The organism is Thermus sp. H19.2 (genome assembly GCF_054979525.1).
The window spans coordinates 1,916,806-1,933,882 of record NZ_CM143429.1; the positions used below are offsets into that span (position 1 = coordinate 1,916,806).

General features: G+C 67.9%; 21 protein-coding genes and 2 pseudogenes. 21 read left to right on the forward strand and 2 right to left on the reverse strand.

The genetic code is table 11. The features are described 5' to 3' along the window. The first annotated feature begins 159 nt into the window (after window positions 1-159). The 11 genes from ACY5J6_RS10335 (at window position 160) to ACY5J6_RS10385 (ending at window position 10,897) form a co-directional block, all read left to right on the forward strand. Window positions 160-2,922, forward strand: coding sequence for a hypothetical protein (locus ACY5J6_RS10335; protein ID WP_462844964.1), 2,763 nt, complete (start codon window positions 160-162; stop codon window positions 2,920-2,922). A gap of 85 nt (window positions 2,923-3,007) precedes the next feature. Then, complete coding sequence (gene sufC / locus ACY5J6_RS10340; RefSeq protein WP_462844966.1) at window positions 3,008-3,760, forward strand: Fe-S cluster assembly ATPase SufC; 753 nt, start codon at window positions 3,008-3,010, stop codon at window positions 3,758-3,760. Next, window positions 3,757-5,163: a Fe-S cluster assembly protein SufB gene (gene sufB / locus ACY5J6_RS10345; RefSeq protein ID WP_462844968.1), complete on the forward strand. Its 1,407-nt coding sequence runs from the start codon at window positions 3,757-3,759 to the stop codon at window positions 5,161-5,163. Before sufC ends, sufB begins: the two co-directional genes overlap by 4 nt. A gap of 60 nt (window positions 5,164-5,223) precedes the next feature. After that, window positions 5,224-6,516, forward strand: a complete 1,293-nt coding sequence (gene sufD, locus ACY5J6_RS10350) for a Fe-S cluster assembly protein SufD (protein ID WP_462844970.1) — start codon at window positions 5,224-5,226, stop codon at window positions 6,514-6,516. A gap of 74 nt (window positions 6,517-6,590) precedes the next feature. Continuing rightward, window positions 6,591-6,893: a Rieske (2Fe-2S) protein gene (locus tag ACY5J6_RS10355; RefSeq protein WP_462844971.1), complete on the forward strand. Its 303-nt coding sequence runs from the start codon at window positions 6,591-6,593 to the stop codon at window positions 6,891-6,893. A 119-nt stretch (window positions 6,894-7,012) separates the two neighbouring features. Next, window positions 7,013-7,213, forward strand: a complete 201-nt coding sequence (locus ACY5J6_RS10360; protein ID WP_462846526.1) for a CopZ family metallochaperone — start codon at window positions 7,013-7,015, stop codon at window positions 7,211-7,213. A 2-nt stretch (window positions 7,214-7,215) separates the two neighbouring features. Further along, the gene (locus ACY5J6_RS10365; protein ID WP_054638354.1) at window positions 7,216-7,500 is read left to right on the forward strand and encodes a metal-sensing transcriptional repressor; all 285 of its coding nucleotides are present in this window, start codon (window positions 7,216-7,218) and stop codon (window positions 7,498-7,500) included. Between the two features lie 4 nt (window positions 7,501-7,504). Next, window positions 7,505-9,883, forward strand: a complete 2,379-nt coding sequence (locus ACY5J6_RS10370; RefSeq protein WP_462844973.1) for a heavy metal translocating P-type ATPase — start codon at window positions 7,505-7,507, stop codon at window positions 9,881-9,883. Window positions 9,884-9,920: 37 nt separating this feature from the next. Next, window positions 9,921-10,133, forward strand: coding sequence for an SHOCT domain-containing protein (locus ACY5J6_RS10375; protein ID WP_054638423.1), 213 nt, complete (start codon window positions 9,921-9,923; stop codon window positions 10,131-10,133). Window positions 10,134-10,418: 285 nt separating this feature from the next. Next, complete coding sequence (locus ACY5J6_RS10380) at window positions 10,419-10,688, forward strand: DUF4258 domain-containing protein (RefSeq protein ID WP_462844975.1); 270 nt, start codon at window positions 10,419-10,421, stop codon at window positions 10,686-10,688. Continuing rightward, complete coding sequence (locus ACY5J6_RS10385; protein ID WP_462840765.1) at window positions 10,685-10,897, forward strand: DUF2283 domain-containing protein; 213 nt, start codon at window positions 10,685-10,687, stop codon at window positions 10,895-10,897. The genes ACY5J6_RS10380 and ACY5J6_RS10385 overlap by 4 nt, the downstream gene beginning before the upstream one ends. 17 nt (window positions 10,898-10,914) lie before the next feature. On the opposite strand, the gene ACY5J6_RS10390 is transcribed toward ACY5J6_RS10385, so the two are convergent. Next, on the reverse strand, window positions 10,915-11,541 hold the full coding sequence (locus ACY5J6_RS10390) for a class I SAM-dependent methyltransferase (protein ID WP_462844976.1): 627 nt from the start codon (window positions 11,539-11,541) through the stop codon (window positions 10,915-10,917). An 83-nt stretch (window positions 11,542-11,624) separates the two neighbouring features. On the opposite strand from ACY5J6_RS10390, the gene ACY5J6_RS10395 reads away from it, so the two are divergent. The 10 genes and pseudogenes from ACY5J6_RS10395 to ACY5J6_RS10440 all read left to right on the forward strand — a co-directional run bounded on the left by ACY5J6_RS10395 (window position 11,625) and on the right by ACY5J6_RS10440 (window position 16,435). Then, window positions 11,625-11,864 carry an SHOCT domain-containing protein gene (locus ACY5J6_RS10395; RefSeq protein ID WP_462844977.1) on the forward strand — a complete coding sequence of 80 codons (240 nt, stop codon included), beginning with the start codon at window positions 11,625-11,627 and terminating at the stop codon, window positions 11,862-11,864. Continuing rightward, complete coding sequence (locus ACY5J6_RS10400; protein ID WP_462844979.1) at window positions 11,861-12,475, forward strand: peptidase M4; 615 nt, start codon at window positions 11,861-11,863, stop codon at window positions 12,473-12,475. Before ACY5J6_RS10395 ends, ACY5J6_RS10400 begins: the two co-directional genes overlap by 4 nt. A gap of 22 nt (window positions 12,476-12,497) precedes the next feature. Continuing rightward, complete coding sequence (locus tag ACY5J6_RS10405; RefSeq protein WP_462844980.1) at window positions 12,498-12,887, forward strand: DUF302 domain-containing protein; 390 nt, start codon at window positions 12,498-12,500, stop codon at window positions 12,885-12,887. Between the two features lie 28 nt (window positions 12,888-12,915). After that, window positions 12,916-13,020 (forward strand): annotated as a pseudogene (locus ACY5J6_RS10410) (multicopper oxidase domain-containing protein); the annotation flags it as partial. Window positions 13,021-13,210: 190 nt separating this feature from the next. Beyond that, window positions 13,211-13,576, forward strand: a pseudogene (locus ACY5J6_RS10415) (HAD-IC family P-type ATPase); the annotation flags it as partial. Window positions 13,577-13,613: 37 nt separating this feature from the next. Beyond that, window positions 13,614-13,850 (forward strand): SHOCT domain-containing protein, encoded by a 237-nt coding sequence (locus tag ACY5J6_RS10420; protein ID WP_462844981.1) that lies wholly within the window; start codon window positions 13,614-13,616, stop codon window positions 13,848-13,850. Window positions 13,851-13,886: 36 nt separating this feature from the next. Further along, window positions 13,887-15,101 (forward strand): aminotransferase class V-fold PLP-dependent enzyme, encoded by a 1,215-nt coding sequence (locus ACY5J6_RS10425; RefSeq protein WP_462844983.1) that lies wholly within the window; start codon window positions 13,887-13,889, stop codon window positions 15,099-15,101. Window positions 15,102-15,108: 7 nt separating this feature from the next. After that, the gene (gene sufU / locus ACY5J6_RS10430; protein WP_462844984.1) at window positions 15,109-15,525 is read left to right on the forward strand and encodes a Fe-S cluster assembly sulfur transfer protein SufU; all 417 of its coding nucleotides are present in this window, start codon (window positions 15,109-15,111) and stop codon (window positions 15,523-15,525) included. Next, window positions 15,522-15,728 (forward strand): hypothetical protein, encoded by a 207-nt coding sequence (locus ACY5J6_RS10435; RefSeq protein WP_462844986.1) that lies wholly within the window; start codon window positions 15,522-15,524, stop codon window positions 15,726-15,728. The genes sufU and ACY5J6_RS10435 overlap by 4 nt, the downstream gene beginning before the upstream one ends. After that, a complete protein-coding gene (locus ACY5J6_RS10440; RefSeq protein WP_462844988.1) occupies window positions 15,725-16,435 on the forward strand; it encodes an alpha/beta fold hydrolase in 711 nt (236 codons plus the stop codon). The genes ACY5J6_RS10435 and ACY5J6_RS10440 overlap by 4 nt, the downstream gene beginning before the upstream one ends. Here the strand turns inward: ACY5J6_RS10440 and ACY5J6_RS10445 are convergent. Continuing rightward, window positions 16,432-16,968: a Uma2 family endonuclease gene (locus tag ACY5J6_RS10445; RefSeq protein ID WP_462844990.1), complete on the reverse strand. Its 537-nt coding sequence runs from the start codon at window positions 16,966-16,968 to the stop codon at window positions 16,432-16,434. The two genes, ACY5J6_RS10440 and ACY5J6_RS10445, sit on opposite strands and share 4 nt — an antisense overlap. Window positions 16,969-17,077: the final 109 nt, after the last annotated feature.

Consider the following 17,077-nt stretch of genomic DNA (forward strand, 5'->3'; position numbering starts at 1 on the left):
CTGGCCCAAGCCCGCATGGGGGCCCCGGTAAAAACCATCCGTAGGGCCTCCACGCCTGGGCTTAGGCGAAACACTCACGCCAAAGGGGCATCAAAGAGGTACCCTGCGCTTGCAGCCTTGTTGCCAAAGGGCACACCGGCCGGGTAAAGTGTAGATATCATGCACGAAGCTTCTACACCCTGGCTTCGCTACCTGGAAGCCCTCCGTCCCCACCTGCAGGGCCAAGACCACCGGGGGAAAAGGGGGTCCTTGCGCTGGCTCGAGGCCCTCATGGCCGAGCGGGGAGGCCGGGCGGGGACGGTGCGCAACATCCTCTACAAGGACCTGGGGAGCCCGGAGGAGAAGGAGCGGCTCTACGGGCTCATCGCCGACCTTTACCGGGAGGTGGGCCTAAAGCCCCCGCCCCCGCCGGCGGAGCTCTTCCTGGAAAGCGCCCGCAAGGTGCTGGGCCGGGACAAGCGCCGCATCTTCCGCCGCTTCCTCAAGGAGCTGGAGGCGGGGGAAAGGCCCCAGATGGTGGTGGTGGGGGGGCCGGCCACGGGCAAAGGGGTCCTCCTCTCCGCCCTGGCCCGGGCCCTTTCCGCCCTCCCCCACCAGGAACCCCACCTCCTCAACCTGGGAGGGGAGGTGGCCCAGGCCCTGGTGCCCTTGGCGGAGGCCCTGGAGGTGGGAGAGGAGGTGCGGGGGCTTCTGGCCCAGCTCTCCCCCACCCAGCCCTACGCCCTCCAGGGGGCCCTGCAACAGGAGGTCCTCACCCTCCTGGCCCAGGCCCTGAACGGGCAAGGCCGGCCCCTCCTTCTCCGGGCCGAGGCGGAGGGCACCCTGGAGGGCCTACCCCTCAGGGGCCCTGAAGGAACCCAGAAGGGGCTTGCCGCCTGGCTGGAGCCCTTCCTACGGAGGCTCAGGGTGCCCTACCTGGCCGCCCTCTCGGAGCCTCCTCCCACCCTCCCCTACCAGCCCCTCTCCCCGCCCAGCCGGGAGGAGGCCCGCCGCTTCGTAAGGGAAAGGCTTCCCCACCTCCCCCCGGAGCGCCTCGAGGCCCTGGTGAACCAGGCGGGGCGCAACTTTGGGGAGCTTTCCCGCCTGGTGCTCCTGGAGGCCGCCAAGCACGACCCCAAAACCCCCCTGCAGGACGACCCCGCCCTGAGGCCTCTCCTCGAGGCCCTTTCCGCCTTCAGCCCCGAGGCCGACCCCGCCTTTCCCCTCGCCCTCCTGGAAAAGGCCCTGGGCAAGCCCCTGGAGAGGCTTTCCCAGGCGGAGCGGGCCCTTTTGGACTGGGTAGGGGAAGGCCTGGTGCGCCCGGCCCTGAGGAGCCTCCTGCCCGAGGAAGCCCCCAAGGAGCTCCACCGCCTGGCCCTGGAACACTTCCCCCAGGAGAACACCTTCCGCAAGCTCTACCACGCCCGCAAGGCCGGGGAGCGGGGGGTTCTTTTGGATCTACTACAGGAAGATCCCGCCCGCCTGGCCCTGCTCCCCGGCCTCTGGGAGGAGGCCCAGGCCTGGCCGCAGGAGGACCTGGAGGCCTTGGCGGGGGTGGTGGTCCGCTACCGGGCGGTCCTCGGCCAGTACGCCCACCCCGAGGCGGAGGCCGCCCTAAAGGTGCTCTCGGAGTCCCAAACCCCCACCTTGCGCACCTGGGCCCGCATCAAGGCCGCGGAGGCCAAGGCGGACGCCGCCCTCTACAAGGAAGCGGAAAGCCTCCTCCCTCCCAAAGAGGACCTTGCCCTCCTGGACGAGACCGCCCAGGCGGAAGGCCTCCTGGTGATGGCCGCCGTGGAGCGGTGGAAGGGGGACTACGAAAGGGCCGCCCGCTTCGTGGCCGAGGCCGAGGCGCTCCCCGTGGCCCCTTTTCTCCGGGACCGGGTGCAGCTCTGGCGGGGCCTGGTGGCCAAGGACCTGGGGCGGTACGAGGAGGCCCTCGCGGCCCTGGACCAGGTGGGGCACGACGCCCTCCTCCTGGGCCGGGCCCGCTACCAGATGGGGGACCTCCTCATGCGGCTGGGCCGCCTCGAGGCCAAGGCCCGGATGGAGGAAGGCCTCAAGGCCCTGGAGGAGGCCGGGGCCCCCAAGGACGAGGTGGCCCGGGTGCGGGCCCGCTACGCCACCCTCCTCCGGCGCCTGGGCCTTTACCAGGAGGCGGAGGAGGCCATCCAAAGGGCCCTGGGGGAGGCGGAAGACCCCTTCACCCAGGCCCGGGTCCAGAGCGAGGCCGGCATCCTCGAGGCCGCCAGGGGCCGGCCCTTTGAGGCCCTGGCCCACTTGGTGCCCGCCGAGGCCTACTTCCGCACCACTTCCGAGCGCCCCAAGGAAGCCCGCTACCGCCACCTGCGCACCCTCTTCCGCTTGGGGGCGGCCTACCTCCTCCTGGAGGCGGGCCAGCCTTACCGCCCTCCCTTCCTGGGAGGGCTTTACGCCCCCCAAGCCAAGCGCTTGTTGGAAAACCTTCTTGAAAAAATCCCCGAGGAGCCCACCGAGCGCTACACCGCCCTCAGGCTGGACGCGGCCAGCCTCCTCGCTCTCCTCCTCCCCCCCGCCGAGGGCAAGGCCCTCCTCAGGCCCCTCCTGGAGCTGGAAAACCCCTACCTAAGGGCCCAGGCCCGCCTGGGCTACGCCGAGGCCTTGGCCCGGGAGGGTAGCCTGGGGGAGGCCCTGGCCCAGATCGTGGCCCTGCCGCCCCTGGAGGACCCCGGGCTCCTGGCCCAGGCCCGGGCGGTGGAGGTCCTGGCCCTTTTGGGCCTAGGGGAGCGGGAGGCCGCCTGGCAGAAGCTTCTGGAGGTGCGGCAAGGCCCTCTCCCAAAGACCTTCCGCTTCCAGCTCGGCCGCGCTCTGGGACGCTTCTGCCCCGAGCTGGAAAGGAGGCTTCCCCCCACCCCCTTGGGCCTGCCCGAGGCCCTGGGCTTCCACCTGGCAAATCCCGACTAAACCACTATACTTTATGAGGGAAGGGCGGTATACTCTTACTGCAAGCGGGTCGCAGTAAGAGGCCGGCCCGAACTCAGGAGGCAAGATGAACCAGCTAGAAATCCGCGACCTCTGGGCTTCCATCGACGGGGAAACCATCCTCAAAGGGGTGAACCTGGTGGTTCCCAAGGGCCAGGTCCACGCCCTCATGGGCCCTAACGGGGCGGGCAAGAGCACCCTGGGCAAGATCCTGGCCGGGGACCCCGAGTACACGGTGGAGAGGGGGGAGGTCCTCCTGGACGGGGAGAACATCCTGGACCTCTCCCCGGACGAAAGGGCCAGGAAGGGGCTCTTCCTCGCCTTCCAGTACCCGGTGGAGGTGCCCGGGGTGACCATCGCCAACTTCCTCCGCCTCGCCCTCCAGGCGAGGCTAGGCCGGGAGGTGGGGGTGGCGGAGTTCTGGGCCAAGGTGAAGCGGGCCCTGGAACTTCTGGACTGGGACGAGAGCTACCTCTCCCGCTACCTCAACGAGGGCTTTTCCGGTGGGGAGAAGAAGCGGAACGAGATCCTGCAGCTTTTGGTCCTTGAGCCCACCTACGCCGTCTTGGACGAGACGGACTCCGGCCTGGACATCGACGCCCTCAAGGTGGTGGCCCGGGGCGTGAACGCCATGCGGGGGCCCGGCTTCGGCGCTTTGGTCATCACCCACTACCAGCGCCTCCTGAACTACATCGTCCCCGACCGGGTCCACGTGATGATGGACGGGCGGGTGGTGGCCGAGGGGGGCCCGGAGCTCGCCCTGGAGCTGGAAGCTAAGGGGTACGAGTGGCTTAGGGAAAGGGTAAGGGAGGGCGCATGAACGAAACCGACCTGAAGACCCTAGGGGAGGAGTACAAGTACCACTTCATAGACGAGGTCAGGCCCGTCTTCGTGGCCGAGCGGGGCCTCACCCGGAGAGTCATCGAGGCCATCAGCTACCACAAGGGCGAGCCCGAGTGGATGCTCAAGTTCCGCCTGCGGGCCTTTGAGATCTTCCAGAAGAAGCCCATGCCCACCTGGGGCCCCGACCTCTCGGGCCTGGACCTGGACAACCTGGTCTACTACGTGAAGCCCGCCGAGGTGCGGGACGCCAAGAGCTGGGAGGAGATCCCCGAGGAGATCCGGAAGACCTACGAGCGCCTGGGCATCCCCGAGGCCGAGCGCAAGGTGCTCGCCGGGGTGGGGGCCCAGTACGACTCGGAGATGGTCTACCACCGGGTCAGGGAGGAGCTTGAGCGCCAGGGGGTCATCTTCGTGGCCATCGAGGAGGGGATGAAGAAGTACGAGGACCTCTTCAAGGAGTACTTCGCCAAGGTGGTCCCCCCCGAGGACAACAAGTTCGCCGCCCTGAACTCCGCCGCCTGGTCCGGGGGCTCCTTCGTCTACGTGCCCCCGGGGGTCAAGGTGGAGCTCCCCCTCCAGGCCTACTTCCGGGTGAACACCCCCGAGTTCGGCCAGTTTGAGCGCACCCTCATCATCGTGGACGAGGGGGCCGAGGTGCACTACATCGAGGGCTGCACCGCCCCCATGTACTCCACGGAAAGCCTGCACACCGGGGTCATTGAGATCGTGGTGAAGCGGGGGGCGAGGAGCCGCTACACCACCATCCAAAACTGGTCCACCAACATGTACAACCTGGTGACCCAGCGGGCCCTGGTCTACGGGGACGCCTTCCACGAGTGGCTGGACGGGAACCTGGGCTCCAAGGTCACCATGAAGTACCCCTCCAGCTACCTCCTGGAGCCGGGGGCCCGCACGGAGATCCTCTCCATCGCCTTCGCCAAGACGGGCCAGCACCAGGACACCGGGGCCAAGATCCTCTTCGGGGCTCCCCACACCTCGGGGACCATCGTTTCTAAGAGCATCTCCAAGGGCCAGGGCCGGGCCAGCTACCGGGGCCTGGTGAAGGTCCTGGAAGGGGCCCGCCACGCCAAGGCCAACGTGGAGTGCGACGCCCTGCTCATTGACCCCGAGAGCCGCACGGACACCTACCCCTACATTGAGATCGAGGAGGACACCGCTCACGTGGGCCACGAGGCCACGGTTTCCAAGATCAACGACGAGCAGATCTTCTACCTCCAGTCCCGGGGCCTCAAGGAGGACGAGGCGGCGGCCCTCATCGTGCGGGGGTTCATCGAGCCCATCGCCAAGGAGCTTCCCTTGGAGTACGCCGTGGAGCTCAACCGGCTCATTGAGCTGGAGATGGAGGGTTCCGTAGGCTAAGGGACTTGGCCCAGGGGGCGAGGCCTCCGCGCCTCCCCCCTTCCCGTGCAAGGAGGCAGGATGCAGGTACTGGACAAAACGCAAGTGGAGGCCCTTTCCCAGGCTCTGGGCGAGCCCGCCTGGGTGCTGGAGAAGAGGCTAAAGGCCCTCGAGGCCTTCGCCCGCCTCCCCTATCCCAGCAAAAAGGACGAGAACTGGCGCTACACCGACCTCTCCGAGGCCCCTTTGGAACAGGAGGCGGAGGCCCCCAAGGGGCTTAGGCTTTCCCGGGACAAGCTCCCCGAGCCCGTGAAGCGCCGCCTGGAGAAGACGGACGTCTCGGGGTTTTTGGTCTTCGTGGGGCCCGACCTGGTCTACGCCGAGGTGCCGGAGGGGCTAAAGGAGAAGGGCCTCGTCTTCACCTCCCTGGCCGAGGCCCTGAAGACCCACCCGGAAAAGGTGGAAGCCGCCCTCTTCCAGGCGGTCTTCACCGAGGACAAGTTCGCCGCAAAGAACAGCGCCCTCTTCACCCACGGGGCCTTCCTCTACGTGCCCGCGGGGCTAGAGGTGGAAAAGCCCCTCGGGGTCTTCAAGGTACTCCTGGAAGGGAAGGCCTCCTTCGGCCGCACCCTCCTCTTCCTGGAGGACAACGCCAAGGCCGCCTACATCGAGGAGTACCTCTCCTTGGACCTCCCCCCCACCCTCCACCTCTCCGCCACGGAGATGGTCCTGAGGCCCGGGGCCCGCCTGCGCCACGCCCACGTCCAGACCTTTGGAGAGGGGGTGTGGCACTTCCACCGGCAAAGGGCCCTTTTGAAGCGGGACAGCGGCCTCAACGACCTCGTGGTGAACCTCGGGGGCGCCTACGCCCGGAGCGAGGTGGCCTCGGAGCTTGTGGGCCCGGGGGCGGAAAGCGAGATGCTCGGCCTCTACTTCGGCCACGGCAGGCAGCACTTTGACCACTACACCCTGCAGCACCACGTGGAGCACCACACCCGAAGCGACCTCCTCTACAAGGGGGCGGTGAAGGACGAGGCCCGGGCGGTCTTCTCCGGGCTCATCAAGCTGGAACGGGGCGCCCAGAAGACGGACGCCTACCAGGCCAACCGCAACCTCCTCCTCTCCCCCACGGCCCGGGTGGACTCCATCCCCCAGCTGGAGATCGGGGCCAACGACGTGCGCTGCACCCACGGGAGCACCACCGCCCCCGTGGACGAGATGCAGCTTTTCTACCTCCAGTCCCGGGGGCTCCCTCGAGGCCTCGCCCAGGAGCTTCTGGTCAAGGCCCACCTCGCGGACGTCCTCTCCCGCATCCCCCTGAAGGCCCTGAGGGCCCACATCGAGGCGGTGATCGAGGAGAAGGTGCGCATCTAAGCACCCCGCTCTGGCTTTCGCCAGAGCAGGGGCCCCAAAAGGGCTTCTCCCTAGCCCCCATGGAGGCAGTTAGCATGTGGACGCCTGTGGCCAAGCTCGGCGAGTTTCAGAACGGCCGCCTCGTGGTGAAGCGGCCCGAGCACCGGAAGCCCATCCTCCTCCTCTACACGGGGGAGGAGGTCTTCGCCCTGGAGGACGTCTGCACCCACGACGACGGCCCCCTCCACGAGGGGGAAGTGGAGGACTGGGCCATCGTCTGCCCCCGGCACGGGGCCCGGTTTGACCTGAGGACGGGGCGGCAGACCCTCCCCGCCCCGAGGCCCGTGAAGGTCTTCCCCGCCCGGCTGGAGGGGGAGACCGTTTTCCTAGACCTTTAGGCCCAGGCCGCAACCCGCCCCGGGGACTCTGCCCGGGGCGGTGGTCCTTGACGGGGATGGGGAAAAGGGTTAGGGTAGAGATACCCACCCCCCCTGGGGAGGGGTAGGAGGTGCGCGGAATGCTAAAGCTCAAGGTAGAAGGCATGACCTGCAACCACTGCGTCATGGCGGTGAAGAAGGCGCTCCTCAAGGTGCCCGGGGTGGAGAGGGCCGAGGTTTCTCTGGAAAAAGGGGAGGCCCTGGTGGAAGGCCAAGCGGACCCCCAGGCCCTTGTCCGGGCGGTGGAGGAGGAAGGGTACAAGGCCGAGGTCCTGGCCTAGCCATGTCCCACCCCCACCTGCACCTGGACCCCAAGGTGAGGGAGGAGGCCAAGAAGCGCCTCCTCTCCGCCAAGGGGCACCTGGAGGGCATCCTCCGCATGCTGGAAGACCCCCAGGTCTACTGCGTGGACGTCCTCAAACAACTCAAGGCGGTGGAGGGTGCCCTGGACCGCGTGGGGGAGATGGTCCTAAGGGCCCACCTCCGGGACCACGTGGCCACCGCCCACGAGCGAGGGGACGTGGAGGAGATCGTAGAGGAGCTGATGGAGGCCCTCAAGTACCGGTGAGGCCATGGCCCAGGAGATCAAGGTAGGCGTCAGGGGCATGACCTGCGCCGCCTGCGTGGCCCGGGTGGAAAGGGCCTTGAAGCGGGCGGAGGGGGTGGAGGAGGCCCGGGTCAACCTCACCACCGAGGAGGCCTTTTTGCGCCTCCAAGAGGGCGTGGACCTTAGAGAGGTCCTGAAGCGGGTGGAGGAGGCGGGTTACGAGCCCGTGGTGGCCCGGGCCGAGATCCCAGTAAAGGGCATGACCTGCGCCAGTTGCGTGGCCCGGGTGGAACGGGCCATTGGCCGACTGCCCGGGGTCCTCTCCGTAAGCGTCAACCTGGCCACGGAGAAGGCCTTTGTGGAATACCTTCCGGACGCCGTGAGCCTGCCCCGCCTGCACCAGGCCATCCGGGAAGCGGGGTACGAGCCTGTGGAGGTGGCCGAGGAGGAAGCTAAGCCCCTTCCCACCTACCGCAACGACCTTCTCCTCGCCGTCCCCTTCGCCCTCCTCACCCTGCTCCTCGCCATGGGGCCCATGCTCCTTTCCCTGACCCACCCCCCCGGCTTTCTCCAGGCCCTCGCCGCCCTCCCCGTCCTCTATGCGGGTAGGCGCTTCTTCCGCCAGGCCCTGGCCGAGGCCCGCCACCTTTCCTTCGGCATGAGCACCCTGGTGGCCCTAGGGGCGGGAAGCGCCTACCTCTACTCCTTCCTGGTCCTCCTCTTCCCGGGGCTTTTCCCCGAGGAGGCCCGCCACCTCTACTTTGAGGCCGGGGCGGTGATCCTCACCCTCGTCCTCCTCGGCAAGCACCTGGAGGAAGGGGCCAAGGGCAAAGCCTCGGAGGCCATCAGGAAGCTCCTCGCCTTAAGGCCTAAAACCGCCCGCGTGGTGCAGGACGGGGAGGAGAAGGAGATCTCCGCCTTGGCCCTGATCCCCGGGGACCTGGTGCGGGTGTTGCCGGGAGAACGCATCCCTGCGGACGGGGTGGTCCTGGAAGGGCAAAGCCACGTGGACGAGTCCATGCTCACCGGGGAGCCCATCCCCAAGGCCAAGGGCCCCGGGGACGAAGTGGTGGGAGGCACGGTGAACGGCGAGGGGGTCCTTCTCGTGCGGGTGAGCCGGGTGGGCGAGGCCACGGTGCTGGCCCAGATGGCCCGGATGGTGGAGGAGGCCCAAGGCCACAAGCCCAAAGTCCAGGAGCTCGCCGACCGCATTGCGGGCGTCTTCGTGCCCGTGGTCCTGGGGATCGCCCTCCTCACCTTCCTCCTCTGGCTCTTCCTGGGCCCCGGCCTCGCCCACGCCTTCGTGGCCGCCCTCGCCGTGCTCCTCATCGCCTGCCCCTGCGCCATGGGCCTTGCCACCCCGGCGGCCATCGCCGTGGCCACGGGACGGGCGGCCCAGATGGGCCTCCTCTTCCGCAAGGGAACGGCCCTCGAGGCCCTGGCCCGGGCGGACACCGTGGTCCTGGACAAGACCGGGACCCTCACCAAGGGGAAGCCCACCCTGGTCAAGGTCCTCCCCTTCGGCCTCTCCCGGGAGGAGGCCCTAAGGCTTGCCGCCGCCCTGGAAAGGGGAAGCGAACACCCCCTGGCCAAGGCGGTGCTGGAGGCGGCGAAGGGCCTGCCCCAGGCCCAAGCGGAGGAGGTGCGGGCCCTTCCCGGGGAGGGGGTGGAGGGCCGGATGGAAGGAAGGCGCCTCCACCTGGGAGGCCCCGCCCTCATGGAGCGCCTGGGCGTGCCCCTTCCCGAGGAGGCCAAGGCCCTCCCCGAGGAAGGGTACACCCCCCTCTACCTGGCGGAGGAAGGCCGCCTTCTCGCCGCCTTCGCCGTCTTTGACCCCCCAAGGCCCGAGGCCCAGGGGGTGGCGGCGGCCCTGAAAGCCCTGGGCCTGAGGCTCGTCCTCCTCACCGGGGACCACCCCGCCCCGGCCCGGCAGGTGGCGGAAGCCCTGGGCATCCCCGAGGTCCTCGCCGGGGTGAGGCCTGAGGGAAAGGTGGAGGCCATCCGCAGGCTCCAGGCCGAGGGGCGGAAGGTGGTCTTCGTGGGAGACGGCATCAACGACGCCGCCGCCTTAGCCCAGGCGGACGTGGGCCTCGCCATGGGGAGCGGCACGGACATCGCCCTCGAGGCCGGGGACGTGGTCCTCCTCACCCCTGACCTTTGGGGGGTGGTAAACGCGGTCCGGCTCGCGAGGCGCACCTTGCGCACCATCTACCTCAACTTCTTCTGGGCCTACGCCTACAACCTGGTCCTCATCCCCGTGGCCGCGGGGGCCCTCTACCCCTTCACCGGCCTCCTCCTCAACCCCATGCTGGCCGCGGCGGCCATGAGCCTCAGTAGCCTCTTCGTCCTCACCAACTCCCTGAGGCTACGGGGTTTCCGGCCCCAAGGCTTTACTGGGGCTTAACCCAACCGAGCTAAGGTAACCCTTGGAGGTGATGGGCATGTGGTGGTGCGGAAGCGGCTGGTACCTGGGCTGGTGGGGGCCCCTCTTCGGCCTCCTCTGGTTCGTCCTCCTGGGCCTCTTCGTCTACTGGCTCGTCCGGTACCTGGCCCCGGAAAGGCGGGACCGGGCCCTGGAGGTTTTGAGGGAGCGGTACGCCAGGGGGGAGATTGACAAGGAGACCTTTGAGCGGATGAAGCGGGACCTCGCATGAAAGTCCTCCTGGTGGACGACGACCCGGCCCTCCTGGAGGTCCTCGGGGCTTTTCTGAGGGGGGCCGGGGTTTGAGGTCTTAGGAAAAGGCTCTGGCAGGGCGCGGTCTTAGCCCTCGCCGCCCATCCCCAGGAGGCGGGAAGGCTCGTTTTCATCGACGGCCAAGGGCGGGTCTGGAAGCTTCCGTAAGGACGCGTCCCTGCCGAAAGCCCAAGGATCGGGAAGGCTGCCCCCAGATCTCCTTCTGCTTGAAGGGAAGCCCAAGGGAGGCTACCCTAGCTTTAGGGTGCCGAAGCCCGGCATGGGGAGCCTGGAATACGTCCTCACCCAGCACGCACGGGAGGTTCTGGAGAAGAGGGGCATCCCCCTAGAGTGGATAGAGCGGGCGCTGGCCTTTCCAGAAGCCGTGGAAAAGGACCGGGTAGACCCCTCACTGGAGCACCGCCTCGTCCGGATTCCGGAGAGGGAGAATAAGGTACTCCGAGTTGTCGTGAACCCTAAGCCCCACCCCATGCGGGTGGTAACGGCGTTTTTGGACCGGAGGGTAGTCTTATGAGGCTAAAGATAGACCGTGAAGCGGATGCGCTCTACTTGACGCTAACCGAAGGTCCGGCCAGCCGCTCGGAGGAAGTGGCCCCCGGGATCATCGTGGACTACGACGAGGAGGGCCGGATCGTGGGGGTGGAGGTGCTCTACCTGAGCCAGCGGGCCCCTGAAGCGGAGCTGCAAAGGTTTTTGTTCGAAACCGTGCCCTCGGAGCGCTGAAGGGGAGCCCGTATCCCCTACTCCTTGAAGGCGAGCCCCGCCACGTGGGGAGCCACCACGGGAAGGGGGAGGGAAAAGGCCTCCGCCTTCACCCGGGGAAAGCAGGCCCGGATTAGGGCGAGGGTCTCGCGGTTGGGGTGGCACCCATCTCCGAAAAAGGCGAACAAAGGCGTGGCCACTCCTTGGAGGAAGCGCAAAGAGGTCCCTGGGGAAGCGGCCACGTGCTCTAGAAAGAGGTAGGCCCCGCCCGGCCTTAGGACCCGGTGGACCTCCTCCAAGGCCTTTTCGGGGTCCGCCACCGAGCAGAGGACCAGGGTGCCCACCACCAGGTCCGCGCTTTCCCCGGGGAGGGGAATAGCCTCGGCCCGCCCGGGCAGCAGGGTGAGGGCGAGGCCCCGCTTCCTCGCCTCCTCCCGCAGGTGGGGGTGGAAGAAGGGGTTGGGCTCGAGGGCCAGGTACGCCACCCCCTCGGGCAGGTGGGCCAGGTTGGTGCCGGGCCCGGGGCCGATCTCCAGAACCTTTTCCGGCCGCACCCGCCTAAGGGCCTCCTGGAAAAGGGCCCGCTTCCTCTCCGCCACCAACGCCTCGTGCCGGGCGGAAAGCCCGGGGTAGAGGCGGGCGAAGAGGCGCTTACGGATCACCAAGACCAGCCTACCCCGGCCCGCGCCTCCTTTACGCGGGCTTAACAGTACGGGGCTAGGGTATAGATGGGAGGTAGACGATGGGCATGATGGGTTGGGGCGGAATGGGCGGCTTCGGAGGCTTCTTCGGGCTTTTCAACATGCTCCTTTTCCTGGCCCTTTTGGCCTTCCTGGTCTACCTGGGCTTTAGGGCCCTGGAGGGGTGGGAGGGCCGCAAGGGAAAGGACGAGGCCCTGGAGGCCCTCAGGCTCCGCTACGCAAAGGGAGAGCTGGACGAGGAGACCTTTAAAAAGCTCAAGAGGGAGCTGGAAGGAGGGGAAGCATGAAGCGGACCGGTTGGGTTTTGGGTTTGGCGGCCCTTGGGCTTTTGGGGCTCGCCCTCACCCAGGGCATGATGGGAGGCTACGGCCCCGGCTACGGGATGATGGGGATGGGGGGCATGGGCATAATGGCCGTATATCCCCCGGAGGCGAAGCCCATTCCCCAGGAGGTGGCCAAGGCCCGGATGGAGGCCTACGCCAAGCGGCTTTACCCGGGGGCGCGCCTCAAGGACTTCATGGCCTTCAGCCAGAACTACTACGTCCAGGTGGTGGACGAGCGGGGCCAGGGGCTTTTTGAGCTCATCGCCGACCGCTACACCGGAGTGGTCTCCCCCGAGCCCGGGCCCAACATGATGTGGAACACCCGCTACGGGATGCACGGCCCCGTCCAGGCCCCGGTGCGCTACGGCCTCGAGGAGGCCAAAAAGCTCGCCGAAACCTTCCTCAAGGGCTTCCTCCCCGGAGCCCGGGTCCTGGAGGAGGGCGCCTTCCCCGGGTACTACACCCTGGACTTCGGCTGCAAAGAGGTGGAGGGCATGCTCTCCGTGAACGCCTACACCGGGGAGGTCTGGGTCCACACCTGGCACGGCCCCTTCCTGGGCGGGCACGGGGAGTAGACTATAGGGGTAGGAGGTATCCATGACCGGGATGAGCAAGGTCCTCAAGGCCAACCTTTCCGAGGCCCGGGCCCAGGTGGAGGCCGCCCTCAAGGAGGAAGGCTTCGGGATCCTGACCGAGATTGACCTGGCCGCCACCCTAAAGGCCAAGCTCGGCCTGGAAAGGCCCCCCTACCTGATCCTCGGGGCCTGCAACCCCCACCTGGCGGCGCGGGCCCTGGAGGCCCTTCCGGAGATCGGCCTCCTCCTCCCCTGCAACGTGGTGCTCCGGGAGGCCGAGGAGGGGGTGGAGGTTCTGGTGCAAGACCCCGGGGAGATGTTCCGGGTCCTCCCCGAGGCCACCCAAAGGGCCCTCGCCCCCGTGGCCGAGGAGGCCCGCGCCAGGCTTTCCCGGGCCCTCGCCCGGCTTTAGGGGCTTTACGCGCCTTAGCCCAAAGGGCATGCTGGGGCTCCCCGGGCCCACTCTCCGGGTCCGCCCCAAGGACACGGTGCACCTCACCCTGGGAAACCGCCTCTCTGAGCCCACCAACCTCCACTGGCACGGCCTGCCGCTTGCGGAAAGAGGGCCGCTTCCCTTGCCCAAGGCCCTAAGCCCCTTCCCCACCCTGCCCGCCCCCGTGGCCACCCGCCGCCTGGTCCTCACCGAGGACATGATGGCGGCCCGCTTCTTCACCAACGGCCAGGCCTTTGACCCCGGGCGGGTGGACCTGAAGGGGAAGGCCCAGACGGTGGAGGCCCACCGCCTTCGTGGGCGACGGGATCAACGACGCCCCGGCCCTCCTCGAGGCCGACCTGGGCATCGCCATCGGGGCGGGGACCAACGTGGCCATAGAGGCTGCGGACCTCGTTCTGGTGGAGAGCGACCCCCTGGATGTGGTCCGGGCCCTGAAGCTCGCCCGGGCCACCTACGCCAAGATGGTGCAGAACCTCTTCTGGGCCACGGGCTACAACGCCATTGCCCTCCCCCTCGCCGCCGGGGTGGCCTACCCCTTAGGCATCGTCCTTTCCCCGGCGGTGGGGGCCCTCCTCATGAGCCTCTCCACGGTGGCGGTGGCGGTGAACGCCATGCTCCTCCGCCGCACGGCCCTTACCGCCCTCTAACCGCCCCGGCCTACCCTGAGGCCAGGAGGTGGGAGGGATGACGGCGTGGGCCCACGGATGGTACGGCTACGGCCCTCACATGGGCCTGGGGCTCTGGGGCTGGCTTCTGCCCCTGCTCTGGCTGGGGCTTCTTGTCCTTGGGGTGTACTTGGTGGTCCGCACCCTCCCCCGGCGGGAAAGGGTGGACCGGGCCTTGGAGATCCTGAGGGAGCGGTACGCCCGGGGGGAGATAGACCAGGAGACCTTTGAGCGCATGAAGCGGGACCTCGCCTAAGCGCCCGCCCATGGAGGCAGGGCGTAAACTTAGGGCATGGACCTAAGCGCCTTAAGGGAGGACTTTCCCCTCCTCGCCCAGCGCCCGGAGCTCGTCTACCTGGACTCCGCCGCCACCAGCCAGAAACCCAAACGGGTCATAGAGGCCCTAAAGCGCTACTACGAGACCCTGAACGCCAACGTCCACCGGGGCGCCTACCGGCTTTCCGCCGAGGCCACCGAGGCCTACGAGGAGGCCCGTAGGCGCCTAGCCCGCTTCCTCAACGCCGAGCCCCAGGAGATCGTCTTCGTGCGCAACACCACCGAGGCCATGAACCTGGTGGCCTACGCCTGGGGCCTTCGGAACCTCAAGGAGGGGGACGAGGTCCTGGTCACGGAGATGGAGCACCATGCGGGCCTCGTCCCCTGGCACCTGGTGGCGGGCCTCACCGGGGCCAAGGTGAAGGCCATCCCCCTCACCGAGGAGGGAAGGCTAGACCTAAGCGCCCTGGACGACCTCCTCACGGAGAGGACCAAGGTGGTTTCCCTGGTCCACATGTCCAACGTCCTCGGCACCATCAACCCCGTGGCCGAGATCGCCAAGAGGGCCAAGGAAGCGGGGGCGTTGGTGGTGGTGGACGGGGCCCAGTCCGCCCCCCACCTCCCCGTGGACGTGAAGGCCTTGGGGGCCGACTTCTTCGCCCTCTCCGGGCACAAGATGCTGGGGCCCACGGGAGCCGGGGCCCTTTGGGGAAGGTACGAGATCCTGGAGGGGATGATGCCCTTCCTGGGAGGCGGGGAGATGATCCGCGAGGTCCACGTGAACCGCTCCACCTACGCCCCCCCGCCCCAGCGCTTTGAGGCGGGCACGCCCCCCATCGCCGAGGCCATTGCCTTGGGGGAGGCGGCCTGCTACCTCATGGAGGTGGGGATGGAAAGGGTCTTCGCCCACGACCGGGCCCTTCTGGAGTACGCCCTAAAGCGCCTGGAGGAGGTCCCGCACCTCCGGGTCTACGGGCCTAAGGGACTGGACCGGGGCGGGGTCATCCCCTTCACCCTGGGCCGCCTCCACGCCCACGACCTCGCCACCTTCCTGGACCAGGAGGGAATCGCCGTGAGGGCGGGCCACCACTGCGCCCAGCCCCTGCACCGGAAGCTCGGCCTTGCGGCCACCGCCCGGGCGAGCTTTTACCTCTACAACACCAAGGAGGAGGTGGGCCGCTTTGTGGAAGCCCTTCTAAGGATAGAGGCCAAGTACCGGGCCTGGCTATAATGGACCAATGAGCGTCCTTGACGAGCTTTACCGGGAGATCCTCCTGGACCACTACCAAAGCCCCAGGAACTTCGGGGCCCTGCCCCAGGCCACCAAGCAGGCCGGGGGGATGAACCCCTCCTGCGGGGACCAGGTGGAGGTGATGGTGCTCCTTGAGGGGGACACCATCGCCGACATCCGCTTCCAAGGCCAGGGTTGCGCCATCAGCACGGCGAGCGCCTCCCTCATGACCGAGGCGGTGAAGGGAAAGAAGGTGGAAGAGGCCCTGGAGCTTTCCCGGAAGTTCCAGGCCATGGTGGTGGAGGGCGCCCCCCCGGACCCCTCCTTGGGCGACCTCCTCGCCCTCCAGGGGGTGGCCAAGCTCCCCGCCCGGGTGAAGTGCGCCACCCTGGCCTGGCACGCCCTGGAGGAGGCCTTAAAGTGAAGCGCTACCCGGCCCACAAGGTGACGCCCCTCCTGGTGGCGCACCCCGACCTCATGGAGGCCTGGAAGGAAGCCGCCAAGGAGGGGAAGATCCGGGCCAAGAGCCTGGGCAAGGAGAACGTGGTCATCGTGGAGGACCCTGCCCTCATCGCCCGCCTCGAGGCCCTGGGCCTCAAGGGCGAAGCCGTGGTGGAGGAAGCATGAAAGGCGTGGTCTTTCTGCACGCCTTCCCCTATAGCCCCAGGATGTGGGAGAAGGAGGTGGCCCTTCTCAAGACCCGCCTCCCCGTCCTCGCCCCCCACTACCTGGGGCTCCCTTTGGGAGAGGCCGCGGGGAAGGTGCTCCGGGAAATGGAGGAAGCGGGGCTGGAGCGGGCGGTCTTCGTGGGGCTTTCCATGGGGGGGTACCTCATCTTTGAGCTCTTCCGGAGGGCCCCGGAGCGCTTCCTGGGCGTGGTCCTCTCCAGCACCCGCTCAGGGCCCGACAGCGAGGAGGCCAAGCGGAACCGGTACGCCCTAAGAGAGCGGGTCCTTAAGGAAGGGGTGGGCTTTCTGCCCGAGGCCCTCCTCCCAAGCCACCTGGGCCGGACGACCCAGGCCACCAAGCCCGAGGTGGTGGAGAAGGCCAAGGCGATCCTCCTGGAGGCGAGCCCCGAGGCCGTGGCGGAAAGCCTCACCGCCCTCGCGGAAAGGCCCGACTCCACCCCCCTCCTTTCCCGCATGCAGGTGCCCGCCCTGGTCCTCGTGGGGGAGGAGGACACCCTCACCCCCCCGGAGGAGGCCAAGCGCATGTGGAAGGCCCTAACCGACGCCCGCATGCTCATCCTCCCGGAGACAGGCCACCTCGCCAACCTGGAAAACCCCAAGGCCTTCCGCACCGCGCTTCTGGGCTTCCTCGCCGAGTTCTTTTAAAGCCGGAAGGCGTCCTCGAGGGAGAGGCAGAGGTCCAGGCAGGGCACGTACACCTCCTCGCCCTCCTCCTCCACAAACCCCTCCGGGGTAAGGCGGTAGGCGGTAAAGCGGCGCCTCTCCGGGTCCACCAGAAGGTAGACCTGGAGGCTATCCAGACTCAGGTACATGGCCCGTTTCTCCCTGCGGTCCAGGGCCTCGGTGGCGGGAGAGAGGACCTCCACCACGGCACAGGGGGCTTTCTCGTAGTACGGGTGGGGCGGGCCTTCCCCGCAGACCACCATCACGTCCGGGTAGTAGACCGCCTCGTCCCGGATGCGGAGCTTCATGTCGCTCATGTAAACCCGGCACCCCCGGGGCCGGGCCGCCTCCAGGAAGCGGGCGGCAATATTCAGGGCCACCCGGTTGTGGAGGGCGCTGGCCCCGGCCATGGCGTAGGGAAAGCCCCGGTAGAACTCCCGCTTCACAGGGCTTTCCGCCTCCTCTTCCAGATAGTGCTCCAAGGAAAGGGGCTTTCGGGCAAGCATTTTCTCCATGCTACCTCCGGACCCCCTCCCCTTTCGCTTCCTTCGCCCGGCTGGCCCGAGGAAGCCCCTTGAAAACCCCTTGCCGGGACCCCCATGCCAGCTTGGGCCAGCATGGGGT